Annotated in this window: 23 protein-coding genes and 1 tRNA gene; 13 read left to right on the forward strand and 11 right to left on the reverse strand. The window is 28.8% G+C overall.

The features are described from left to right. Positions 1-31 precede the first annotated feature (31 nt). The 12 genes from ACULEV_RS15465 (at position 32) to ACULEV_RS15520 (ending at position 15,259) form a co-directional block, all read left to right on the forward strand. Positions 32-829, forward strand: a complete 798-nt coding sequence (locus ACULEV_RS15465; RefSeq protein WP_445455944.1) for a patatin-like phospholipase family protein — start codon at positions 32-34, stop codon at positions 827-829. Positions 830-896: 67 nt separating this feature from the next. Then, positions 897-1,604 carry a UMP kinase gene (gene pyrH / locus ACULEV_RS15470; RefSeq protein ID WP_445455945.1) on the forward strand — a complete coding sequence of 236 codons (708 nt, stop codon included), beginning with the start codon at positions 897-899 and terminating at the stop codon, positions 1,602-1,604. A 77-nt stretch (positions 1,605-1,681) separates the two neighbouring features. Then, positions 1,682-2,245: a ribosome recycling factor gene (gene frr, locus ACULEV_RS15475; protein ID WP_445455946.1), complete on the forward strand. Its 564-nt coding sequence runs from the start codon at positions 1,682-1,684 to the stop codon at positions 2,243-2,245. 239 nt (positions 2,246-2,484) lie between these two features. Beyond that, a complete protein-coding gene (locus tag ACULEV_RS15480) occupies positions 2,485-3,561 on the forward strand; it encodes a helix-turn-helix domain-containing protein (protein ID WP_445455947.1) in 1,077 nt (358 codons plus the stop codon). A gap of 89 nt (positions 3,562-3,650) precedes the next feature. Continuing rightward, positions 3,651-5,054: a hypothetical protein gene (locus ACULEV_RS15485; RefSeq protein ID WP_445455948.1), complete on the forward strand. Its 1,404-nt coding sequence runs from the start codon at positions 3,651-3,653 to the stop codon at positions 5,052-5,054. Positions 5,055-5,458: 404 nt separating this feature from the next. Then, complete coding sequence (locus ACULEV_RS15490) at positions 5,459-6,028, forward strand: hypothetical protein (protein WP_445455949.1); 570 nt, start codon at positions 5,459-5,461, stop codon at positions 6,026-6,028. Between the two features lie 17 nt (positions 6,029-6,045). Then, positions 6,046-6,534: a hypothetical protein gene (locus ACULEV_RS15495; RefSeq protein WP_445455950.1), complete on the forward strand. Its 489-nt coding sequence runs from the start codon at positions 6,046-6,048 to the stop codon at positions 6,532-6,534. A gap of 119 nt (positions 6,535-6,653) precedes the next feature. Further along, positions 6,654-9,140, forward strand: a complete 2,487-nt coding sequence (locus tag ACULEV_RS15500) for a DUF5686 family protein (RefSeq protein WP_445455951.1) — start codon at positions 6,654-6,656, stop codon at positions 9,138-9,140. A 76-nt stretch (positions 9,141-9,216) separates the two neighbouring features. Beyond that, positions 9,217-11,628: an efflux RND transporter permease subunit gene (locus ACULEV_RS15505; protein WP_445455952.1), complete on the forward strand. Its 2,412-nt coding sequence runs from the start codon at positions 9,217-9,219 to the stop codon at positions 11,626-11,628. 30 nt (positions 11,629-11,658) lie between these two features. After that, the gene (gene asnS / locus ACULEV_RS15510) at positions 11,659-13,092 is read left to right on the forward strand and encodes an asparagine--tRNA ligase (protein WP_445455953.1); all 1,434 of its coding nucleotides are present in this window, start codon (positions 11,659-11,661) and stop codon (positions 13,090-13,092) included. Positions 13,093-13,170: 78 nt separating this feature from the next. Next, a complete protein-coding gene (gene rpoN / locus ACULEV_RS15515; RefSeq protein WP_445455954.1) occupies positions 13,171-14,637 on the forward strand; it encodes an RNA polymerase factor sigma-54 in 1,467 nt (488 codons plus the stop codon). A 10-nt stretch (positions 14,638-14,647) separates the two neighbouring features. Further along, on the forward strand, positions 14,648-15,259 hold the full coding sequence (locus ACULEV_RS15520) for a hypothetical protein (RefSeq protein WP_445455955.1): 612 nt from the start codon (positions 14,648-14,650) through the stop codon (positions 15,257-15,259). Here ACULEV_RS15520 and ACULEV_RS15525 read toward each other — a convergent pair. From ACULEV_RS15525 to ACULEV_RS15575, 11 genes are all read right to left on the reverse strand, one after another. Beyond that, positions 15,254-15,937, reverse strand: a complete 684-nt coding sequence (locus ACULEV_RS15525; RefSeq protein WP_445455956.1) for a porin family protein — start codon at positions 15,935-15,937, stop codon at positions 15,254-15,256. The genes ACULEV_RS15520 and ACULEV_RS15525 overlap by 6 nt on opposite strands. A gap of 87 nt (positions 15,938-16,024) precedes the next feature. After that, the gene (locus tag ACULEV_RS15530; protein WP_445455957.1) at positions 16,025-16,495 is read right to left on the reverse strand and encodes an ExbD/TolR family protein; all 471 of its coding nucleotides are present in this window, start codon (positions 16,493-16,495) and stop codon (positions 16,025-16,027) included. A 23-nt stretch (positions 16,496-16,518) separates the two neighbouring features. Then, positions 16,519-17,127 carry an ExbD/TolR family protein gene (locus tag ACULEV_RS15535; protein ID WP_445455958.1) on the reverse strand — a complete coding sequence of 203 codons (609 nt, stop codon included), beginning with the start codon at positions 17,125-17,127 and terminating at the stop codon, positions 16,519-16,521. 2 nt (positions 17,128-17,129) lie between these two features. Then, entirely contained in the window at positions 17,130-17,552 is a 423-nt protein-coding gene (locus tag ACULEV_RS15540; protein ID WP_445455959.1) for a hypothetical protein, read from the reverse strand. Positions 17,553-17,574: 22 nt separating this feature from the next. Continuing rightward, positions 17,575-18,405, reverse strand: coding sequence for a MotA/TolQ/ExbB proton channel family protein (locus ACULEV_RS15545; protein WP_445455960.1), 831 nt, complete (start codon positions 18,403-18,405; stop codon positions 17,575-17,577). Between the two features lie 79 nt (positions 18,406-18,484). Then, positions 18,485-18,572 (reverse strand) — tRNA-Ser (locus ACULEV_RS15550). Positions 18,573-18,649: 77 nt separating this feature from the next. Then, a complete protein-coding gene (locus ACULEV_RS15555; RefSeq protein ID WP_445455961.1) occupies positions 18,650-19,675 on the reverse strand; it encodes an asparaginase in 1,026 nt (341 codons plus the stop codon). Continuing rightward, entirely contained in the window at positions 19,665-20,801 is a 1,137-nt protein-coding gene (locus ACULEV_RS15560) for a 1-acyl-sn-glycerol-3-phosphate acyltransferase (protein WP_445455962.1), read from the reverse strand. The genes ACULEV_RS15555 and ACULEV_RS15560 overlap by 11 nt, the downstream gene beginning before the upstream one ends. Before the next feature lie 60 nt (positions 20,802-20,861). Next, complete coding sequence (locus tag ACULEV_RS15565) at positions 20,862-21,641, reverse strand: TatD family hydrolase (protein ID WP_445455963.1); 780 nt, start codon at positions 21,639-21,641, stop codon at positions 20,862-20,864. A 102-nt stretch (positions 21,642-21,743) separates the two neighbouring features. After that, positions 21,744-22,472 carry a tetratricopeptide repeat protein gene (locus tag ACULEV_RS15570; protein ID WP_445455964.1) on the reverse strand — a complete coding sequence of 243 codons (729 nt, stop codon included), beginning with the start codon at positions 22,470-22,472 and terminating at the stop codon, positions 21,744-21,746. Position 22,473: 1 nt separating this feature from the next. Further along, entirely contained in the window at positions 22,474-23,058 is a 585-nt protein-coding gene (locus tag ACULEV_RS15575) for an RNA polymerase sigma factor (protein WP_445455965.1), read from the reverse strand. Between the two features lie 177 nt (positions 23,059-23,235). Between ACULEV_RS15575 and ACULEV_RS15580 the strand changes: the two genes are divergently transcribed. After that, on the forward strand, positions 23,236-24,258 hold the full coding sequence (locus tag ACULEV_RS15580; RefSeq protein ID WP_445455966.1) for a hypothetical protein: 1,023 nt from the start codon (positions 23,236-23,238) through the stop codon (positions 24,256-24,258). Positions 24,259-24,321 lie beyond the last annotated feature (63 nt).

Here is a 24,321-nt window from a genome sequence, read left to right on the forward strand (position 1 = left end):
TTACAAATTTAAAGCTAAATTTGGACATAATATGTTAGTTAAGTTACATATGGATTTTAAATCAAAAAAAATAGGAATAGCTTTGTCTGGTGGAGGTTCAAAAGGAATTGCTCACGCAGGTACACTTAAGTTTTTAGAAGAACAAAACATTAAACCGAGTATTATTTCTGGCTCAAGTGCTGGAGCAATTATTGCCGCTATGTATGCTTTTGGAAAAACTCCTCAAGAAATACTTACTTTTTTTCAATCTATTTATTTTTTTAATTGGAAACATTTTACTTTAAAAAAACCAGGCATAATTGATTCCGATTCTTTTAAAATTTATTTTAAAGCTGTTTTTGGTGAAACCAAAATAGGCGATTTACCTATTCCAGTAAAAATTACAGCTACCGATTTAGTCAAAGGGAAATTAAAAATTTTTAGTGACGATACTAAAATTGTAGATGCTGTTCTCGCTTCTGCTTCTTTTCCAGGCATGTTAACTCCTTATGAAGTAAATAAAAAAATGTATAGCGATGGTGGTATTTTAAATCATTTTCCAACCGATTTACTTCAAGGAAATTGTGATTTTATAATAGGTGTTTATGTTAGTCCTATTCAAAATATTGAAGCAAAAGACTTAAATTCAATAAAAGCTGTTACCACAAGAGCCTTTGATTTACTTTCAGCTCAAGGCAACTACCAAAGATTTAGTTTATGTGATTGGATTATAGAACCTAAAGATTTAGCAAATTATAGAACATTTGAAACCAATAAGACAAAAATGGATGCTATTTTTCAAATTGGATATAATGAAGCTAAAAATAGTTTTGAAGAAATAAATGCATAATAACACCAACATTTTTTTTCTGTAGATATATATTTATATTTGCATCACAAAATAAACACACGATCTAATGAAATATAAAAGAATTCTCCTGAAATTAAGTGGTGAAGCTCTAATGGGAGATAGACAATATGGAATTGACCCAAAACGTCTAGCTGAATATGCACAAGAAATTAAAGAAATTCATAATAAAGGAGTTGAAATTGCTGTTGTCATAGGAGGAGGAAATATTTTCAGAGGTGTTGCTGGAGCAAGTAATGGAATGGATCGTGTGCAAGGAGATTATATGGGAATGCTTGCAACTGTTATTAATGGTATGGCATTACAAGGTGCTCTAGAAGATGCAGGAATGCAAACACGTTTACAAACTGCTTTAAAAATTGAAGCTATTGCTGAACCTTATATTAAAAGACGTGCAACAAGACACCTAGAAAAAGGAAGAATTGTTATTTTTGGTGCAGGAACAGGAAATCCATATTTTACAACAGACACAGCAGCGGTTTTAAGAGGAGTTGAAGTACATGCTGACGTAATTTTAAAAGGAACTCGTGTAGACGGTGTTTATACTGCAGATCCAGAAAAAGATGCAAATGCTGTAAAATTTGATTATATTTCTTTTGAAGATGTATTAGCCAAAGGATTAAATGTAATGGACACAACAGCTTTTACATTAAGTCAAGAAAATAAATTACCTATTATTGTTTTTGACATGAACAAAAAGGGGAATTTATTAAAAGTATGTGAAGGACAAACCATAGGAACAACAGTAACGATATAAATAGACAGAGTTCGATTACTTGATGGCTCGATTATTCGAAAAAATCAAAATATCTAAAAAATCAAAATATCTAAAAAATGACTGAAGAAATTAATTTTATAATAGACAGTGCTAAAGAATCCATGGAAGGTTCTATTGCTCATTTAGAAAAAGAATTTTTAAACATTAGAGCTGGTAAAGCATCTCCACAAATGTTAGGTGGTGTTTTTGTAGATTATTATGGTTCACAAACTCCCTTATCTCAGGTTGCCAATATTAATGCTCCAGATGCAAGAACATTAACTGTAACTCCATGGGAAAAAAACATGCTTCAACCTATTGAAAAAGCAATTATGATTGCTAATCTTGGGTTAAACCCAATGAACAATGGAGAAAACATTATTATAAACATTCCTGCTTTAACGGAAGAAAGAAGACGTGATTTAGTAAAACAAGCTAAATCAGAAGCTGAAGATGCAAAAATAGGTATTCGCAATGCTCGTAAAGATGCTAATACTGATATTAAAAAAGAAGAAAAAAACGGAACTTCAGAAGATATTTGCAAAAAAGCAGAAGAAGATATTCAAAAATTAACAGATGCTTACATTAAAAAAATTGATGATCATTTAGTTGTGAAAGAAGCAGAAATAATGAAAGTATAGGTTTTTACCTTTTTATAAAACTCATAAAATCCCGATTTATTTCGGGATTTTTTATTTGATAATCAGATTAAAAAACATCTTTTTAAATTTAACAAAAAAGGTATTTTTATTGCAACAGTTTTAACATACAAGCTGTTTATTTTTGCATTTGAAAATCTATCTGCTGTTCAAACTTTTATATTTCTGCACTATTAACCATGGAAAATTTAAACCTAAATATTTTTAATCTCATAATACTTATGGGAATAATTCAAGGATTTGTCTTTGGATTTATAATAATTTTCAATAAAAAGCTCTATAATACAACTAATCTTTTTTTAGCTTTCACTTCTTTTTCATTATCCATTAGCAATTTACAACATTGGTTTATTGATTCTAAGTTGTACTTACAATTCCCATTTTTAAATTTTATAAGAATACCAACAGAATTTCTAATAATTCCAATGTTTTATCTTTTTGTTAACCAATATTTAGAAATCAAAATTTCAAATAAAAAAATCATCCTTTTAACAATACCATTCCTCTTAGATTTTACATTAAAAATTCTATTGTATACATCTAATCCTTTTAAAAATGCTTTTTTACATTCAAATACGAAAATTCTTGGAACATCATTTTACGAAGAAATATTTTGTTTTCTTTTTTCAATATTCTTAATCATTAAATCATTTTTGCTTGTAAAAAAATATGAAAAGAGAAAAGAAAATAGCGAAAATGTAAAAGCAAAGACTAGATGGTTAACGAATATCCTGAAAACTGGCATAACTACTTGTATGATTTGGTTAGGAGGAATTATTTTTTTCTCCTATTATAATTCAAATAATGAAACTACAATTTTTTATCCTCTATGGATTTGCATTACTGTAATAATATATTGGCTTTCTTATACTGGACTTTTTCAATCAAATATATTTCATGAAAGAAAAGAAATTAGAAAAAATACAATAAAAGAAATTAACACTAATTCAACAAAGACCAAAACTGACAATTTATTTGAAAATTTTGAAGATTTTGTCTCACAGAATTTCTTTAATCCAAATTTGAGTTTGGAATTTGTTGCAGAAAATATTAATACAAATTCCAGTTACTTATCTCAAGTAATAAATTCTCAAGAAATAAATTCTCAAGAAATAAAATTTAATGATTATGTTAACAAACTAAGAGTTGAACAAGCAAAAAAAATGATACAGAATATAGAATATTCTAATTATACTATTAGTGCTATTGGTCTTGAGGCAGGTTTTAACTCTAATGCAAGTTTCTATAGAGCATTTAAAAAACATACTGGATTATCACCTAAAGAATTTAAAAAATAATATCTCAATATTTTATAATCTATCTTTTTGAGAATTCTATTAAAAGTTTACAATTTATGTTTGCATTGTAAATTTTAAAAAAGTAAAACATGAAAAAAAACAGTTGGCATTTAGTAGCCATTTTATTTTTATCTATAATCAGTTGTAGTAAAGAAGAAGAAGAAGAAGGAATAACATCACAAAAGGACATTCATGAAATTTCCTTTTTACAAGAAAACTTTGATTTATCAAAATCTAAAAATTCAAACATTTCTAATAACTTAAAAAGTGATTTTGTAGAAATTACTACTCTAGTAATAGAAGATAAAAAAATCTACGAATATAAAATTGAAGAAATAAATAAAACAAAATTAGAATCCGATTTTGTAAAGTCTGAAATAAGCTATTCATTATTGGTTACAAATACTAAAAATAATTTCAAAGGATACTTGTTAGAAAACTATACCTTTTCTAAAAACATGGTAGAATCTCCTTTAAGTTTATTAAATACTACTTCTTTCTCTGGTTATTCTAATATTTATGACATTAAAGGAGAATATATTGGACAAATAGGTTTTTACGATGGTTTGGCTACTTCAACTAATAAAAGTTCTGCGTTAGATGAACTTGTATACTTTCTAAATCATAAAGCAAATAGTAATCCAACAGCAAGCAAAATCGTTCCTTGTAATCACGTTGTTACTATAAGAACAGAAACTTATGAAGATATTTATTATCAATGGGAAGATGGAGCTGGTAATGTTATAGATATAACTTTTGGATATTCAAGATATCTTGGAACAACTGTAACCTATCAAAATATTCCTTATCCATGTGATTCACCTGAAGGTGATGAAAAACAAATCGTTCATAGAGGAAGAGTTTATACTCCTATGAATATAAATCAAATAGTGGTTGAAGGTCCAAATGTAGCCATTACTGACATGGAAGGTTATTTAAGTTGTTTTAATACCTCACAAAGTGCAGTAATAACTATTTATGCCGATCAGCCTAATAGGGGTAGTCATGCAATTTTCACAACTGCAAATGGAGTAGGTCATGCTTTTATATCAATAAGACAAGGAGTAAAAGTTAAGACTTTTGGTTTTTATCCTATTAGTTCTGCTGGGTCGGTTTTGCCAAACAATTTAACACCTAATCCTACAGATTTTTTTTCAACGACAGGAATATTTGGAAATGATGAAGGTCATGATTATGATATAAGTTTGTCAATTCCAATTAATGCAAATTCATTAACTAATTTAATTAATAGTTTTGTATCTATTGCAAATAATAATCCTATATATAATATTGGAACTAATAACTGTACAGATATTGCAATTATGGCATTTGAATCTCAAACAGGAATTGACATTCCTAGTTGTGAATCTCCAACTTCATGGAGTGGTCAAACTCCTGGAACTCTAGGTGTGGTTTTGTCCAATATGACCACTCCAAATGGAGCTACAAAAAACACCAACGGTGGTAGTGCACCATATAATAACTGTAATTAAATCATTATGAATAAGATAAAAATAATTAAAATTATATCATTACTATCCTTTTTATTAATTGTTTATCCAGGTAAGATAGCATTTGTGAATTTTATATCGCTACTATTAGTTATTTGGAATTTCTTTCTTGTATTAGAAATTGAGCCAATTAGTATTTCGTTATTAATTGAGCCAATGATTTCTTTTATAACAATAATAAGTTTTTTTCTTTTTTTTAATAAAAAGAAATATATTGCTTTTATAGGACTAACTATACAGTATTTCTATTTATTTTATACATTCAATAGTAAATTTATTAAACATTGGGAATATACAGTTCCAGTAATGATATATTTAATGTTAACTCTCTTTTTAATTTATTTGACCTTTTTAAGAATCTCTGAAAAATTAAAATTGTAAACAATATGAAAACCGAAATGCAAAGAATATTAATTGGACTTATTTTATTAACAACAAGTTTAGGATTTGGACAAAATAATACCGAAAATTGGACTGAAAATGATAAAACTCAGTATATAAAACTAAAGGAATTAGCTAATTACGTCTATAAAAAAGAAAAAACTGAAATTTCAAAAGACAGTTTGTTCAATAAGTATATCTTCTTTAACTATGTACTAAACGATACTGTTTCTGAAAGAAGAGAAAGAAGAATAGTAGCATTTGATACACTTTTCTATTATTTCAAAAAAACAGTTGATAGTATTGGATTGGAGAATCTTGATGCAAAACCTGTGAGATTTTATAAAAATCATAAAATTTATGAGCCATTCGAAGAAGAAAAAACTAAACTAGAAACTGTTGGAGGAGAAAAAATGTATACAAAAGACAATAATGTTTTTGCATACTACCGTAAAGAAGAACCTGAAAACCCATTAGGAGTTTTGTTATTTGAGCCTGAAACGGACAAATTGAGAGCTTGGATAATGATAAACCAAGGAGGATATCGCTATTTTTTAACGTTTAGTTTATTATAAAAAGACTGTGTATAACAATGGATTACTTGTTCTCGCCTACTACTGATAAAAAAATAATATTTCTAATTTTAATTATAATAGCAACAGTTTGCACAAAAAAGAATGATTTCATATATGGTGACTTATTTTTTAAACTTGTAACTATTTCATCTTCATCAGGAATATCCAAAGAAGATGTTAGTAAAATTGAAATAATGTTAGATAGTGTTGAGAAGAACAACATATCAACTAAAAATGAAATTATTGACTATTTCACAATCTTAAAAAAACATAATTTATTAGAAAACCCCTCATTACAACTTAAAGTGGACAATGATATTAAAAAAATATTCATTCCAAAAAAAGAATATGAAAAAATTAGTTCATATACTTTAAAAGATTTACAACAACAAAATAAAAAAGTTGAAATCGAGCTAGAAGTAAAAGAACTTGAGAAAGGCATTTTTTTCTCTAGTGAAATTATAAGTATAAAAGAAGTCGATGGTGAAACACCATGGAAGAAATAAAAACTCATAAAATCCCGATTTGTTTCGGGATTTTTTATTTCAAATGTTAATCATTAGTAAATCTTATTTCAATACGTTGGAATTTTGTGTAAGTTTGTAACATCATCAAATATTTTTTAATGAGATACATCTTTTTTTGGTTTGTTTTACTTAGTACTGCTATTTCATTTGGTCAAAACAAAATTAAAGCACAAATAATAGATATCGATAGTAGAGTTCCACTAGCCTTTTGCAAAGTGGAATATCTTAATAAAACCATTACTACAAATTGGGAAGGAAAGTTTGAGTTAGACATTAAAGAATATGACAAACCTTTAGTAATAAAATACAAAGGTTATCAAACAAAAAACGTATATATTTCCAGAGGGCAAGAATTAGTCATTATTAAAATGGCAATAGATGTAAATACTTTTGAAAAAGTTGAAATTTACACCGACAATAAAGTAAATAAAATCATAAAAAAGGTAATTGACAATAAAAAGCTAAACCAACCTGAAAAAGCTTTAGAAAGTTTTCAATATAAAAACTACGAAAATTTATTAGTTACTGCCAATCCAGATTCTATCTCAAGCAAAATAGAACCTATATACAAGAAGACACTTTTTGGTAAAAGAAAAATTGAATTAGATTCTAGTAATTACAAATTCAAAAAACTCATAGAAAAAAACCACTTGTATCAAACTGAAAAAGTGAATCTTATTCAATACAATAAAAAAGGCTACAAAGAAACAGTAATAGCTTCAAGAATGGCTGGTTTTAAAGAACCTTTATATGAATACTTAGGACTCAATTTACTTTCCTATTCGGTATATGAAAACCCTTTTGAAATTATGGAAACTCCAGTAAGAAATCCTATTTCAAATTATGGTCGTCATTTGTATAATTTTTACATGATTGATTCATTAACGATTCAAAACAGAAAGACGTATAAAATTTTCTTTCAACCTAAAAAATTAAAATCAAGTCGTTTAAGAGGTTTGTTGTACATTGATGCTGAAACTTTTGCTATTGCCAAAGCCTATTACAGAATTTACGGTATTGTATACATTAATGCCGATTATACTTTTGATTACCAAGAAAAAGAGAATCTTTGGTTTCCTAAAAAAAGAAAAATTACCGTTTTAAAAGGAAACAATGTAGATGATATTAAGATATTAGGAAATACTATAAAATTCAGCTCTTCATTAGACCCTAGTCCAAATACCAATGCAACTGACCAAGTTTACTTAATTATTGAATCTACTCCTTTTGATATTGAATTAAATAAACCAGTCATGATTCATAATAAAGGAATTAAAATTTCAATTGAAAAAGACGGTTTAAAAAGAGAAAATAGCTATTGGAAAAAATTTGCAAAAGACACTATCGACAAAAGAAAACTTAGAACCTATACTTCTTTAGATAGTTTATCGGAATCAAAAAACTTAGAAAGAAAAATTTTTCTTGGAAAAAAAATACTAAATGGATATTATCCGATAAGCTATATTGATGTCGATTTAAGAAGTTTAGTAAAATACAATAATTTCGAAGGATTCCGATTAGGATTAGGTGGTGTTACCAATGATAAATTATCTGAAAATTATAAAGTTGCTTTCTATGGCGCTTATGGTCTAAAAGATGAAGCTTTTAAATTTGGAATCACACCTTCCTACTTACTAGAACCTCTATCTGAAACTTGGGTAAGTGCTTCCTATTCAGATGATTTAAATGAAATTTCCCAGATAACATTTGCAACCGACCCAAGACGTTTTAAAATATATGACCCTAGACCTATTAATATTTCTACTTTTTATGAAAATAGAAGTGCTTCTGTTTTTGTCGAAAGTAAATATTTTCCCAAAACTGACGCTTATTTTTCATTATCAAGAAATAGTATCAATCCAAAATTTGATTATACATTCGTAAATAATGATATTAACTATAGCGAATATACAATTACAGCTGCCCAACTTGCTTTTCAATGGAATCCATATAGTAATTTTATGCAAACTCCAAAAAGCAGAATTGAAATAGAAAAAAGACATCCTAAGTTATCCTTTCAAGTAACTCAAACTATTCCAGGAGTTTTAAACAATGATTTTAATTTTACCAAAATAGATTTCAAAACTTTTTATGAAATCTCCTATTTATCTGGACAATCTAGCTCTGTTCTTTTTCAAACAGGAATAGCATTTGGAGATGTTCCTCTAACGCATTTATATAGTTTACAACCAAATAATTTAAATAGAGATGCTCTCTTACAAAGAATAACATTTGCAGGTAAAAACAGTTTTGAGACCATGTATTTCAACGAATTTTTCTCAGACAAATATGTGTCTTTACAATTAAAACACACCTTTAATAGAATACGTTTGGGATATCGTATTAATCCAGAATTTTCTTTTGTAACCCGATTTGCATGGGGAAAAATCAACAAAGAAAATAAACACATGGGCTTACCGTTTAATTCCTTAGAAAATGGTTTTTTTGAAAGTGGTGTTGAATGTAATAAACTATTTAGGGGTTTAGGTTTAACTGCATTTTACAGATATGGACCTAATCAGTTACCCACTTTTGAAGACAACATTGCTTTAAAAATTTCCTATTTTATTGATTTAGGGTTTTAAAATTTCCTTAAATCTTTTCATTGTACCCTAAGTAATTGAGTAAGAATCATTACCTTTGCGCTCTAATTTTTCGATGATGATTAAATGGCTAACGACCAGTTTTTGGGATTTTATTGCTACCAAAATATTACGAAACAGAATAGGCCTTTTAGTTGCTTTAGTGCTCTTTACTTTGTTTATGGCATTTCAGTGGCAAAAAATCCGATTAACCTATACAGAAGCAAACATACTTCCTAAAGATCATGAAGTTACAATTCAATATAATCTTTTCCTAGAAAAATTTGGAGAAGAAGGAAATCTTATTGTTATTGGATTTAAAGATGATTCTTTTTTTACTGAAAAAAATGTAAGACTTTGGGAAGACTTCATTAATGAAATAAAAAAAGACAAAGCAGTTGACTTAACACTCTCAATTAGTGATTTAAAAGTACTTAAAAAAGATACCTTAAATCAAAAATTCAAACTAGTTCCTTTTGTTAATAATAAATTAATATCGGATGCATATTTAAAAGAAAAAAAAGACGAGCTCTTTAATAATTTACCTTTTTATGAAAACATGTTGTTTAATAAAGAGTCAGGAGCCGTTCGATTTGCTATCTATATAGACAAAGATGTAGTAAACACTCCAGAAAGAAAGAAATTTGTAAACAAATATCTAAGTAAAGAAAAAATAGAAGCTTTTGAGAAGGCTTCAGGTATTGATTTAAAAATATCTGGAATGCCTTATATCAGAACGCTTAATTCACAAAGTATTCTTAGTGAAATTGGCCTTTTTGTTGGTGCAGCCTTAGGAATTACATCATTACTTTTTTTCTTTTTCTTTAGAAGTTTTAGAGCCACTATAATTTCTATGATTATCGTAATCATAGCTGTAATGTGGTCGTTTGGAACTATTGGATTATTAAATTATGAAATAACTGTTTTAACAGCCATTATTCCTCCTTTAATTATCGTTATTGGTATACCAAATTGTATTTTCTTAATTAACAAATACCAACAAGAAATTAAAAAACATGGTAATAAAGCGAAATCTTTACAACGTGTAATTTCTAGAGTAGGTAACGCTACTTTAATGACAAACCTTACTACAGCAGCTGGGTTTGCAACCTTTATTATTACTGATAGTGATTTGCTAAAAGAATTTGGTATCATTGCCTCATTAAATATTATATTTTTATTCTTTTTAAGTCTAATAATTATACCTATTCTCTATAGTTATATGCCATTACCTAAAGACAAGCATTTGGCACATTTAGAGAAAAATTACATTCAGTTTTTTATTGATTGGATATTAATTACTATTAAGAAGAAAACTATTGCCATTTATTCTGTTGCAGTTGGATTATTAATTTTTGGAATCATTGGGATTAACCAAATGAAAATTTCTGGAAGCATTATTGAAGATATGCCAAAGAACACTGGCTTTTTCGAAGATATTCGTTTCTACGAAAAAGAATTTGACGGTGTAATGCCATTAGAAATAATGATTGACACTAAGCGTCCAAAAGGAGCTTTAAAATCGGCAACATTAAAAAGAATAAATGAACTTCAAGAAACCATTGAAGAAATTCCAGAGCTCTCAAAACCAGTTTCCTTAGTAAATTTATTAAAATATGCTAAGCAAACATATTATAATGGAAACCCAAAGTATTATGAACTTCCTACCAAACAAGAAGAAGTTTTTATTCTCTCTTACATAAAAAATTCTACAGGAAAAGGAAAAGAAAATCTTCTAAAAAGCTACATAGACAGTACAGGTCAATTTGTTCGAATCACTACTTTCATGAGAGACATTGGAACAGACAAAATGAAGCATACAGAAGAAAGGTTGGCTCAAAAAATTGATAAACTTTTTCCGAAAGAAAGGTATAATGTATCCATAACTGGAAAAGCATATATTTTTGAAAAAGGAACCCATTATTTGGTTCAAAATTTAGTAATATCATTATTGTTTGCTATTTTCCTTATTTCATTATTGATGGCTTACTTGTTTCGTTCTTTTAAAATGATTATTATATCTTTATTACCTAATATACTTCCTCTTATTATAACCGCTGGATTAATGGGCTTTTTAGGTGTACCTATTAAACCATCTACTATACTAGTTTTTAGTATTGCTTTTGGTATTTCTGTAGATGATACTATACATTTCTTAGCTAAGTACAGACAAGAATTAATTGCTAATAATTGGAGAATTAAAAAATCGGTTTATAATACTGTAAAAGATGCTGGAGTAAGTATGCTTTATACTTCTGTAGTATTATTCTTTGGATTTTCGGTTTTTACACTTTCTAGTTTTGGAGGAACAATTGCTTTAGGAGGATTAGTTGCAACAACATTACTATTTGCTATGTTATCCAACTTAATTTTCTTACCCGCTTTGTTACTTTCATTAGAGCGTTCCATTGCCAATGAGCAAGAATTTGTACAACCCACAATAGATATTTTGGCAGAAGACAAAGAAGATATTGAAACTAAAAACGAATAATTTTATATTTGCATATTAAATTTTTACAAAATGAAACATATTAAAGTTGTAGACCTATTAAATAACACAAAAACATTACAAGAAGTAACTGCTAAAGGCTGGGTAAGAACTTTTAGAAACAATCAGTTTATTGCCTTAAATGATGGGTCAACTATAAATAATATTCAATGTGTTGTTGATTTTGCAAACACACCAGAAGAAACTTTAAAAAGAATTACTACTGGTGCAGCTATTTCTGTAACTGGTAATTTACAAGAAAGCCAAGGAAAAGGACAAACGGTAGAAATACAAGTTTCTAAAATTGAGATTTTAGGAGACAGTGATGCAGAAAAATATCCTATTCAGCCCAAAAAACATTCTTTAGAATTTCTTCGTGAAAATGCACATTTAAGAGTAAGAACAAATACGTTTAGTGCAGTAATGAGAGTTCGTTCTGTGTTATCATTTGCAGTACATCAATATTTTCAAGAAAAAGGTTTTGTATATGTAAATACTCCTATTATTACAGGTTCAGATGCAGAAGGTGCTGGAGAAATGTTCAAAGTAACTGCATTACCTTTTGATGGAACACCAAGAAATGAAGAAGGAAAAGTAGACTACAAAGAAGATTTCTTTGGTAAAGAAACCAACCTTACTGTTTCTGGTCAACTTGAAGCTGAAACTTATGCTATGGCCTTAGGTCAAGTATATACTTTTGGACCAACTTTTAGAGCTGAGAATTCAAATACATCAAGACATTTAGCAGAATTTTGGATGATTGAACCTGAAGTAGCATTCAATGATTTAGCTGCTAATATGGATTTAGCCGAAGATTTTATTAAACATGTAATAAAATATACTTTAGATAAATGTGAAGACGATTTAAAATTCTTAGAAGGAAGACTTTTAGAAGAAGAAAAATCAAAACCACAAACAGAACGTAGTGAAATGAGTCTTTTACAAAAATTAAATTTTGTATTAGAAAATAATTTCAAGCGAGTATCTTACACAGAAGCTATTGATATTTTAAAAAGTAGTAAGCCAAACAAAAATAAAAAATTCAATTATATCATTGATGAATGGGGTGCAGATCTTCAAAGTGAGCACGAAAGATTCTTAGTAGAGAAACACTTTAAATGTCCAGTAATTTTGTTTGATTATCCAGCAAAAATTAAAGCTTTTTACATGCGTTTAAACGAAGACGGAGAAACCGTTAGAGCCATGGACATTCTTTTCCCTGGAATTGGTGAAATAGTAGGTGGTTCACAAAGAGAAGAGCGTTTAGATGTATTAATTGAAAAAATGAAAGCTCTTGGTATTGAAGAAGAAGAATTATGGTGGTATTTAGACACAAGACGCTTTGGTTCAGCTGTTCACTCAGGATTTGGATTAGGATTTGAAAGATTAGTTTTATTCGTTACTGGAATGACTAATATTCGTGATGTAATTCCTTTCCCAAGAACTCCACAAAACGCAGAATTTTAATATTCCAAATTTAATCGTTTAGTTGTATATTTGTTTATTCGACTAAACGATTAATAGTTTTTACGATCCCAATTCACAATGTTAAAACAAAGTTTACAATTCAAATTATCTCAAAAATTATCTCCTCAACAAATACAGTTGATGAAGTTAATTCAATTACCTACTCAGGCATTTGAACAACGTCTTCAAGAAGAATTAGTAGAGAATCCTGCACTTGAAAATGGCAAAGAAGAAAGTTCAGAATATGATGAGTATGATGACATTTCCAATAATGAGGATTATGACGACTATGAAGGAGAACGAATTGAAGCTGAAGACATTAATATTGACGAATATTTAAGTAACGACGAAACACCTGATTATAAATATCAAACCAATAACTATAGTGACGACGATGAAGATAACAGCATGCCTTTTATTGCGGGTGTAACTTTTCATCAAGATTTACTAAATCAATTAAATACTTTTATCCTTTCAGATGAAGAAAGAGATATTGCCGAATTTTTAGTGGGCAGTATAGATGACATGGGATATATTAGAAGAAATATTCAAGATATTGTAGATGATTTAGCCTTTACACAAGGAATTTATACTGATGAAGCTACAGTTTCTAGAATTCTTGGAATAGTTCAAGAATTAGAACCTTCAGGTGTAGCTGCTAGAGATTTACAAGAATGTTTATTGTTACAACTAAAACATAAAACACCAACCGACTCTATTGAATTAGCTATTGATGTTATCGAAAATCAGTTTGATGCTTTTTCAAAAAAACATTATGAGAAATTGCTTCAAAAATATGAAATTTCCAAAGATCAATTAAGAAAGATAATTGATGAAATTGAAAAATTAAATCCTAAACCAGGTGGTGCTTATGATGGTAATCAAAAACCTATTGAACATATAGTTCCAGACTTTACCATAAAAATTGTAGATGGTGAGTTAGAACTTTTATTAAATGGAAGAAATGCTCCTGAACTTCATGTTTCAAAAGATTATCAGGAAATGCTACAAAGCTACAAAGTTACTTCTGACAAATCGAATGCTCAAAAAGATGCTGTTCAATTTATCAAACAAAAATTAGATTCAGCAAAATGGTTTATTGATGCTATAAGACAGCGTCAAGAAACATTATACGTAACGATGAATGCCATTATGTATTATCAACAAGAATACTTTTTAGATGGTGATGAAACCAAATTAAAACCAATGATTTTAAAAGACATTGCAGATTTAATTGGTCTTGATATTTCTACTATATCTAGAGTTGCCAATAGTAAGTATGTTGATACTCCTTATGGTACAAAATTAATTAAAGACTTCTTTAGCGAAGCAATGAAAAATGATCAAGGTGAAGATGTCTCAACTATAGAAATAAAAAAAATACTAGAAGTCGTCATTAACGAAGAGGATAAGAAAAAACCACTACCTGATGATAAATTAGCTGAGATTTTAAAAGAAAAAGGATATCCTATTGCTAGACGAACTGTTGCTAAATATAGAGAACTACTGGATATTCCTGTCGCTCGATTGAGAAAAAAAATATAAGTTTACCTAAATGGATTTAAAAAAAATTCTACCATTTTTCTCTTATGTCTATCATCCAATATTCATTTCTTTATATGGTACAATTTTTTATTTTTTAGTATCTCAAATGTATGTTTATACAACTGCATTTTATATGATACTTTTACAAGTAGGAATTTTAACTTTATTATTACCTTTATCACTATACTATTTGTTTTTTTCCATAGGTCTTGTAAAATCTTTTACAGAAGCCAGTTTAAAAGAGCGTAAAATTCCTATAATGATTCAGGCTGTTTTATTGTTTATACTAATAAGATTTAGCTCCTCATTTGACAATTTACCAGAATTATACTATTTCTTTTTAGGAGGATTTTTAAGTTCATTACTAGCTTTTATAGCAATAATACTTAAATTTAAAGCCAGCCTACACATGATTGCAGTTTGCTCACTAGCCACATTTATTTATGCAACGAGCCTTCATTTGCAATTGCCTTTAAATAATAGTGTAGCCTTTATGATTGTTTCTGTAGGTTTTGTTGCCTCATCTAGATTATATATGAAATCACACACTCCAATAGAACTTATTATTGGTAGTTGCATTGGTATTTTATCTCAAGTAATTTTTTGGCATTATTGGTTATAAAATATAAAAGATAAAACCAACATTAAAAGAATTTAATTGCAATTTACTTTCTCCAATTTTAGCATTGTCAAAATTAGATTTTAAACCATAATAAGCATAAAGGTTAATTGTATTATAACCAACACTCAAATAAGGTCCATATTGAAGCTTTGTAAGCTCATTACTATTCTTGATTTTGTAACTTTCTGTATTGGACTCAAAAATGCTTTTACTGGCAAATAAATAGCTAATCTTAAAACCAGTGTAAACTCTCCAAAACTTGTGACTTTCATAACTTGCATTCCTCCAACGAATTTCTAAAGGCAATTCTAAATAATGCAACCTTAATTTACTTTTATTGTACGAATCATCTATACTATATACATTTTGCTGAGAAGACTCTAAATTTGCAATTTTTAAATTATGCTTTATATCATTATATGAATATCCTAAACCTAGCCCTACAGCCCATTCTCTATTCTTTGAAAAGGGAATATCTCTTAAAAATCCAAAAGTTAAACCAGAAGAAAAAGAGTATTGAGAATAGCCATTTGGAGTATTTCTCAACAGATTATAAGTTACTGAGAAATAAAATTGATCTTCTCTGAAAAGTGAATCTACTGGAATAGTTCTTTCTCCTTCTTGTGAATAAGAAAAAAAAACAATTAGTAAATTGATTAATAGGATTAGCCTACTCATTCTTATAAAGAATTTAAATTATTTTATAAAATTAATAAAAAAAGGCACGCATTGCGTACCTTTTATATATTTAAATGAAAAGATTAATTACTCTAAAGGATTACCTTTATTTGTTGTATAGTTAACTTTTAATTGTTCAACTTTACGTAATTCGGTTTTGATATCTTGTATCAATCCCATTCTTACTTCTTTATCAATTTTTAAAGAAGCAGTTAAATATTTCTCAGCTTCAGAATTTCTACTAGCTCTTTCTGCAATAACAAAACCTCTTAAATCTGAAACAGATGAAATTTTATCATTTAATTGAATACGATCTGAAGATCCTAAAGAAGCATAACCTTGTTTTGGCTTTCCAACATAAATGTACATAAGAAATTCCTTCTTATGTAATTTTGCAGTTTGGTCTGCTTTAGGCAATCTGTTCTCAATCATCAAATCACTATCCTTCATTGTAGTAGCAGTCATAAAGAAGAACAAAAGCATAAATACAATATCTGGTAATGATGCTGTGGAAATTCCAGGTGTACCACCTGATTTTTTCTTTTTAAATTTAGACATAGTTTCTAAAACTTAAAGGGTTATTAGTTCTTTCTAGGTTCTGCTTCTGAAAGCCTCATTGGATATAGATCTTGAATTAATTTAACCTTAGGTTGTAATTCTTCTACTAAACCTTCTTGTGCTTTCGATGCTGGATCGTTTGCTACATACTCAATCTCTGTATATTTCCTATTAAAACGTCTCATACTCTCTCTATCTCTTAAAAAATAGTAAGCAGCTACAAGTTCATTCTGAACAGCTATATAAGTTTCGTATGTTGTTTGGCCATCATTCATTAAAGAGATAACTGCTTCATCAGGACCATCAGATGAATTTGGATCTTTCTTTCCTTGACAATAAGAACATTCTTGCTTTCCATTATTATCTAAAAATTCTATAGCAGCTTGTCTTAATTCTCTTATATCCATTGGCTTTTCATTAACTAAAAGTTGATTATCCCTGTTCACAAGAACACGCATAATATTTCTTTCATTAATAGGTGGAACTGGTGGATTTTCTTCATATCTAGGCAATAATCTATTGATTCCTTGATCAACTCCAATGGTAGTTGTGACCAAGAAGAAGATTAAAAGAAGGAAAGCAATATCTGCCATAGAACCAGCATTTACCTCTGGTGCTTCTCTTTTTGCCATAATTATTTTTTAAATTTAGTGAATCCACTCCATACCATTGTTCCAATTGCAACAACTGTAAGGATGTAAAAAGCATTTAATCCAGCTCCAACTAATTTTGTTGTTGAACCAGAGTAAACTTCTCCATTAGCTTTAACTTCTCCTCCACTTGCAAAAAGGTATGAAACCAAGATTACTGCCGCAAATAAAGCAACTGAAATTAAAGTCTTCTTTAAATTATCTTTGTCGGAAAACAAATTCTTTAAAACATATATCAATACAATACCAATGCAAACTGCAAGTACAATATAAGATAAATAAATTAAAGGTGTAATCCATTTATTTTCTGCACCATCATCATTAGAAGCCATAAGTAATCCTAAAAGTAGAACTCCTAATACTGCAATGACAATAGCTGCAATTTTTGTTAACTTGTGTAAATTCATGAGAATTGTCTTTTTTTAGTTATTATTTTCTGTAATCAGACAAGATATCAATTAAGCTAATTGATGCATCTTCCATATCATTAACGATAGAATCGATTTTAGCGATAATATAGTTATAAAATACTTGTAAAATAATAGCTACAATAAGACCAAATACTGTTGTTAATAAGGCAACTTTAATACCTCCAGCTACTAATGATGGCTCCATAGATCCAGCAGACTGAATTTGGTCAAACGCCTCAATCATACCAATTACTGTTCCCATGAATCCTAACATCGGTGCTAATGCGATAAATAAAGATATCCAAGAAACATTTTTCTCTAATTGTCCCATTTGTACTCCACCATAAGCTACAACAGCTTTCTCAGCAGAATCAATTCCATGAGCTTGTCTGTCTAAACCTTGATAGAAGATAGATGCAACAGGACCAGAAGTATTTCTACAAACTTCTTTAGCAGCTTCTACACCACCTGATTTTAAAGCATCTTCTACGTCAGAAATTAATTTTTTAGAGTTTGTAGTAGAAAGATTTAAATAAATAATTCTTTCAATAGCAATTGCTAATCCTAAAATCAAACAGATTAATACAATTCCCATAAATCCAGGACCACCTTCAATAAAACGTTGTTTCATTTTTTGAGTGAAAGTAGCTTCGTCATCAGTTGTGGCAACAACTTCCTCAACAACTTCTTCTTCAGATGTTACTTCGTCAGATGTCACTGCTTCATCAGTTGCTACATCAACTTGTTCAGTAGCTGTTGCAGTTGTATCTGCTTCAGTAGGTTCTTGAGCTTGAATGTTACCAAAAGTCATAAGCCCTGTGATTGCTAAAATAGAAAATAATCTTTTCATCGCTTTTGTTCTTAATTTAATTAGTTAATTGGGTTAAATGTATAAAATTATTTATGAAATTAAAAATATTTTATTCCTGCGGAGAGGAAGGGATTCGAACCCTCGATACCCTTTAGGGGCATACATACTTTCCAGGCATGCTCCTTCGACCTCTCGGACACCTCTCCATTGACAATACTTCAATTTCAAGGGCGCTAAATAACGTAAAAATTCTCAGGTATAAAAATTTTAGTATCATTTTTTACTATATTTCTCCTCTTAAGCTAGTTTCAAAAATAGTTTTGAACACCTTATGAGATACTTTTTGTCCTAATAAATACATCAATTTTGTAATAGCTGCTTCCGTTGTAATATCTAGTCCAGAAATAACTCCTATGTTTTTTAACTGCGTACTTGTTTCGTATTGCCCCATTGCAACAGCTCCTCCGCTACACTGTGTTACATTGATAACGTGAATATTATTTTTTATTGCTTGTTGTAATTTATCTAAAAACCATTTTTCTGTTGGTGCATTACCAGATCCATAAGTTTCTAAAACTATTCCCTTGAGATTTTCAATATTAATTATTGCATCAATAACTTTTTCTGTAATTCCTGGAAAAACTTTTAAAATAACTACATTTTGATCAAAATCTAGGTTAACTTTTAATGTTTTATTGCCTTGATTTTTAATTATTGCTTCTTTATTTACTTTTAAATGCACTCCTGATTCTGCTAATTCAGGAAAATTTGGGGAGGCAAATGCATTAAAATGTTCTGCACTTATCTTTGTTGTTCTATTTCCTCTATATAATTTATACTCAAAATACAAACAAACTTCTTGTATAACTGATTTTCCTTTTTCCTTAAGTGAAGCTATTTGTATTGCTGTAATTAAATTTTCCTTTGCATCTGTCCTTAAATCGCCAATTGGAAGTTGCGAACCTGTAAAAATAACTGGTTTTGTAAGATTTTCAAGCATAAAACTCAATGCTGATGCACTATAAGACATTGTATCTGAACCATGCAAAACCACAAACCCATCAAATTTTGTGAAATTTTCTTGTATAATAAAGGCTATTTGTTGCCAATATTTCACATTCATATTAGATGAATCTATTGGTTCTTCAAAAGAAATAGTATCTATTTCACAATCTAATAGCTTAATTTCTGGTATTTTATTAAGTAGTTTTTTAAAATTAAAAGCTTTTAAAGCACCTGAAATAGCACTTTTCACCATACCAATAGTTCCTCCAGTGTAAATTAATAAGATAGTGGGCTTATTTGGCATTATGGTATTTCATTTTATTAACAACAGGATTAGCATACATGGCTAAAAAACCTTCTTTTAAAGTAACATTATCAGTATCAATTCTCATTTCAAAACGTCTTAGAAATAATTGTTTCTCTTCTACCGTATAATATTCTTTGAATTTTTCAGTATCATTTAAAACATCATAAGCTATATAATTAGTAGGCCATAATTTATAATTTTGAAGAATAGAATCATCAATTACATTTGCTAAAGCCTGTATTTGCTTATTTGTATTGTCACAATTGGTTTTAATTATATCTAATTCCTGTTCAATAATATTACCCACATGAATGTGAATGTGTTTTTTTTGACCAATTATTCCACTCAATAATGTAATAAAATCTTCATTCTTTTCTTTAATATATACTTCATCTTTGGCTTGAGCCAATAATTGAGGCATTTTTAAAGCATCAGTAGGATCATACTCGTAAGAAATAGAAACTGGAACTATTTTTAACTTCTTTAAAAAATCCATGACATTACTTTCATCTGAAGCCATAGCGACCATTTTTAAAACTCCTTGATGAGTAGCATCATTACCGTCTTTTGTACGTCCTTCCCTTTGAGCTATCCAAACAGATCTATTTTCTTTAGCTAAAAGATGATACATGTACTCTGACATTTGTTTAGAACTTTGTAATAATTCTCTTGGTGAAAGATCTCTTTGAACCAAAAAATTTCTGTTTAATTTGGATAATTTTAATACGAAATCTTTTTTAACTAAGTTATCCCCAATAGCTGAAGCCGTCATAACTAATCCATGGTCAAACAAAGAAACGTTTAATAAAGAAGTATCCAATATAATATCTCTGTGATTTGAGATAAATAAATAAGAAGTGTTTTTTTCTAATTTTTCAAAACCAGAAGTGGTTAATCCATCGGAACTTTTCTCAAGCACTTTTTGAATCGATTGATACACAAAATTAATTTGAAAATCTCGAATAGAATGTGTTTTTTTTAATTGTTCCTTCCAAACTTCATCTGGCATTTCTGGAAAAGTAAAATTCATCATTGCTTTCAACATAGGATGATTTAATGAGGAACACAAGGCTTCATTTACTTCAGAATCATAATAAGGGCGAATGCTATCGAATTTTGACATATTAATAAAAATCAATACACAAAAGAACAAAAAAAATAATTAATGAAGATGAATTCATCGTTAAATTCCGAAAATTGCTTTTGAATTTGCTGTAGTTATTTCTGCAATTTCTTCAATTGAAACTTGGTAAATTTCAGCTAACTTTTGGGCAATCAGCAAAGTATAACTACTTTCATTACGTTTTCCACGATGGGGAACAGGTGCTAAATAAGGTGAATCTGTTTCTAAAACGATATGTTGTAAATCTATTTCACTTAAGAATTGGTCAATTTTACCATTTTTAAATGTTGCCACACCACCTATTCCTAGTTTCATATTCAAGTCAATAGCTTTTTTTGCCTGATTAAAATCACCAGTAAAGCAATGAAAAATTCCAAATAAATCAGTTGCTTTTTCACTTTCTAAAACTTCAAAAACCTCATCAAATGCATCTCTACAATGAATATTAATGGCTAATTTATGTTTTTTAGCCAATTGGATTTGATATTGAAAAACGTGCTGTTGCTCTTTTAAAAAAGTTTTATCCCAATATAAATCAATCCCTATTTCTCCTACAGCATAAAATTTTTTTGAAGCCAATTCTCTTTCTACATGTGCTAATTCTTCTAAATAATTTTCCTTAACATAAGTAGGATGTAAACCCATCATTAAAAAAATTTGTTCGGGATATTGTTTTTCCAATTCATACATTTTTTGTGTACAACTAGAATCTATTGAAGGCAAAAAGAATCGAGAAACTCCTGCTTTTATAGCACGTTGCATCATTTCATCTCTATCTTGATCAAATTCTTCACTGTATAAATGGGTATGTGTATCGGTAAGGTTTAGTAAATTATTCAAAACTTTTGATTTAGACTGCAAAAATAAAATCTTTATTGGTTTAAAACCAAAAAAGCCACTGAATGTTATTCAGTAGCTTTTTGTTTTCTTTTTCAATATTATTTATATTTTTTTTACTATTTCTTGTGCTTTATCATATTCCTCTGCCTCTTTTGAAAGTGTTTCTAATATTTCTTTACATTCGTCATATTTCTTTTGTTTCAATTTTAACAATCCTAAATACCATATTGATTTTTCTTTGTAAACTGAATTATCTTCTTTTATGTTTTGCAAAATTGCTTCTGCTTTATTATACTGATTAGCTTCAATTAATGAAATAGCATAAAACAAATTCCCTTCTTCTCCTAAATCTTTATTAGTAATCTTTTCAAAATAAACAATTGCCTTTTGATACTCTTTTTCATTAAAAGCATCTTGGGCTAATTTTAAATTTGCATTTCCTTCACTTCTTTCTGTAAAATAAGCCTTTTCATGCTGATTATAATCTCCATATTTAGGAGTTGAATTTTGCATGAAAAACCATACTGATATAAAAACGACTACAGTTGCAGCAATTGCAAACCATTTTGAATATATTGGAACCACTTTGGATTTATCCAAATTTTCTTCTTTTGACACATGCTGTTTTGAAATAATCTTCAAATTATTTTTAAAATCATCTGTTTCTTTTGAAAACTTACTTTCAAGAAATTGAGTTAATTGTTTATATAATTGAAACTTTTCATTCAAATCAGCATCAGATAGAAGTTGGTTTTCAAATTCCATTTTATCTTCTATAGTCATTTGATTTAGTAAATAATTTTCAAAAATAACATACATATCTTCTTGCATCTTATTGATTTTTTAAGGATTCATATTGAGGCGATTCTTGAATCATTTGAGTTAATTGACCTGTGCATAGTGATTTCTTTTTTCTCACATAAGCATAAGTAACATTTAACTTAGTAGCTACTTCTTCCATGGTTTTAGTTACAAAACTTAATTTAAGTACCTCTTGACATTTTTCTCCTAATTTTTGAAACATTTTTTCAAATAAGGCTTGTTTTTCGGTAAATAATTCGGTTTGAAACAGCATTTCTTGTAACGATTCATCTTTAGATACATTCTCATCTTGTAATGTTACCTCTTTATTTGAAGATTTTTTTAATTCGTTTAACCAACGTCTTTTACACAATAAGAAAAAATAAGCATCAAATGGACATGTTAATTGTAAATTATTCTCTTTGGCTTGTTTATAAATGGCAATTAAAACTTCCTGAATAACATCTTGAGCATTGTCTTCATCTCCACTATTCATTTTAATATAGTGAACCACTTTTGGAACAAATTTTTTATAGATGGTATTGATAATGCTAGAATCATTATTCTTTAAACCTTCAATATAAAATTGATCTTCATGTATTTTTTTTTCACTCATATTTGCTTATTTGTTAGCTAAGATATAAAGATATCTATAGATACTAAAATAAATAAAGGGTAACAATTATTTTGATTGATTGATATACCTATAAATGAATTTGAATTGTGCATTACTAGTAAAAGGTAACAATTCTAAAATAAAGTTGATATACTATAAATTAAAATCTTAGAAATCATGAAAAAATTAAATCTATTAAAAAAAAGAACAAACTGGTTGTTAAAAACAACAATGATGTTGAGTTTATTAACTACACTTTTTATAAGTTGTGAAAAAAATGATGATAACGATTGTAATGGAGATTGCGATCCAAGACCAACAGCAAATGAATTTGCAGCAATAAGAGAAGATGCTTTACTTGAACTTACTCAAACATTTCAATTAAATGCTACCAATGGTACTACGACCTTCACTTCTACAAATGGTGTAGAAATAGACATAAACCCTTCTTGTATTACCTTAAATGGAAATGCAGTTACTGGCACAATTGACATTAAATATATTGAAGTTTTTGATGGTGGAAACATGTTAGTTACCGACAAAACAACTATGGGAGTTTTACCAACTGGAGATATGGCAATGCTAATCTCTGGTGGAGAATTTTATATTAATGCTACTCAAAATGGTCAACAATTAGCACTTAATTGTGCTATGAATTTAAGAATTCCTGCTAGTTTAACCGAATCTGAAAATGACATGACTCTTTGGGACGGAACGATAGATGCAGATGGAAATATCGACTGGAGAGAACAAAATGATCCAACAGGTGGTCAAGGTGGCGTTTTTCTTGAACAAGGAACTGCTGGAAATACTTATTATGCTTTCTTTAATAGTTTTGGGTGGACAAATGTAGATAAATTTTACAGTCATCCTGGACCAAAAACTCAAATTCTCGTAACTGTTCCTAGTGGATACAATTTTCAAAATAGTGCTGTTTACTTGCATTATGATGGTGAAGGAAATGCTTTAGCAAAATTAGATACTTATGATGCAGTAACAGGTCAGTTTTCTGAACACTATGGTCAAATTCCTGTTGGCTTAGCTTGTCATATCATTTTTGCAACAGAAGAAAATGGCCAATGGAGATATGCTATAAAACCTGTTACTATTACAACTAACGCTATATATAATTTCACTTTTGGGGAAACAGTTGTAGGAACCGAAGCTCAATTAGTTGCTGCAATTAATGCTTTGCCATAATTAGTTTAGTTTGTTTTGAGAAAGTGGTGACTTGTTCATCACTTTTTCTTATATTTAAACCTA

It is taken from the genome of Flavobacterium sp. HNIBRBA15423, assembly GCF_052655965.1.

Bases quoted from the DNA above. Each gene is read 5' to 3' on its own strand.
- ACULEV_RS15575 (WP_445455965.1), bottom strand. From the start codon at position 23,058: ATGAGTGAAAAAAAAATACATGAAGATCAATTTTATATTGAAGGTTTA.
- ACULEV_RS15560 (WP_445455962.1), bottom strand. From the start codon at position 20,801: ATGTCAAAATTCGATAGCATTCGCCCTTATTATGATTCTGAAGTAAAT.
- ACULEV_RS15505 (WP_445455952.1), top strand. From the start codon at position 9,217: ATGATTAAATGGCTAACGACCAGTTTTTGGGATTTTATTGCTACCAAA.
- rpoN (WP_445455954.1), top strand. From the start codon at position 13,171: ATGTTAAAACAAAGTTTACAATTCAAATTATCTCAAAAATTATCTCCT.
- ACULEV_RS15545 (WP_445455960.1), bottom strand. From the start codon at position 18,405: ATGAAAAGATTATTTTCTATTTTAGCAATCACAGGGCTTATGACTTTT.
- ACULEV_RS15520 (WP_445455955.1), top strand. From the start codon at position 14,648: ATGGATTTAAAAAAAATTCTACCATTTTTCTCTTATGTCTATCATCCA.
- ACULEV_RS15525 (WP_445455956.1), bottom strand. From the start codon at position 15,937: ATGAGTAGGCTAATCCTATTAATCAATTTACTAATTGTTTTTTTTTCT.
- ACULEV_RS15490 (WP_445455949.1), top strand. From the start codon at position 5,459: ATGAAAACCGAAATGCAAAGAATATTAATTGGACTTATTTTATTAACA.
- ACULEV_RS15485 (WP_445455948.1), top strand. From the start codon at position 3,651: ATGAAAAAAAACAGTTGGCATTTAGTAGCCATTTTATTTTTATCTATA.
- ACULEV_RS15480 (WP_445455947.1), top strand. From the start codon at position 2,485: ATGGGAATAATTCAAGGATTTGTCTTTGGATTTATAATAATTTTCAAT.
- ACULEV_RS15540 (WP_445455959.1), bottom strand. From the start codon at position 17,552: ATGAATTTACACAAGTTAACAAAAATTGCAGCTATTGTCATTGCAGTA.
- ACULEV_RS15495 (WP_445455950.1), top strand. From the start codon at position 6,046: ATGGATTACTTGTTCTCGCCTACTACTGATAAAAAAATAATATTTCTA.
- ACULEV_RS15555 (WP_445455961.1), bottom strand. From the start codon at position 19,675: ATGCCAAATAAGCCCACTATCTTATTAATTTACACTGGAGGAACTATT.
- frr (WP_445455946.1), top strand. From the start codon at position 1,682: ATGACTGAAGAAATTAATTTTATAATAGACAGTGCTAAAGAATCCATG.
- pyrH (WP_445455945.1), top strand. From the start codon at position 897: ATGAAATATAAAAGAATTCTCCTGAAATTAAGTGGTGAAGCTCTAATG.
- ACULEV_RS15570 (WP_445455964.1), bottom strand. From the start codon at position 22,472: ATGCAAGAAGATATGTATGTTATTTTTGAAAATTATTTACTAAATCAA.
- ACULEV_RS15535 (WP_445455958.1), bottom strand. From the start codon at position 17,127: ATGGCAAAAAGAGAAGCACCAGAGGTAAATGCTGGTTCTATGGCAGAT.
- ACULEV_RS15580 (WP_445455966.1), top strand. From the start codon at position 23,236: ATGAAAAAATTAAATCTATTAAAAAAAAGAACAAACTGGTTGTTAAAA.
- ACULEV_RS15465 (WP_445455944.1), top strand. From the start codon at position 32: ATGTTAGTTAAGTTACATATGGATTTTAAATCAAAAAAAATAGGAATA.
- ACULEV_RS15530 (WP_445455957.1), bottom strand. From the start codon at position 16,495: ATGTCTAAATTTAAAAAGAAAAAATCAGGTGGTACACCTGGAATTTCC.
- asnS (WP_445455953.1), top strand. From the start codon at position 11,659: ATGAAACATATTAAAGTTGTAGACCTATTAAATAACACAAAAACATTA.
- ACULEV_RS15500 (WP_445455951.1), top strand. From the start codon at position 6,654: ATGAGATACATCTTTTTTTGGTTTGTTTTACTTAGTACTGCTATTTCA.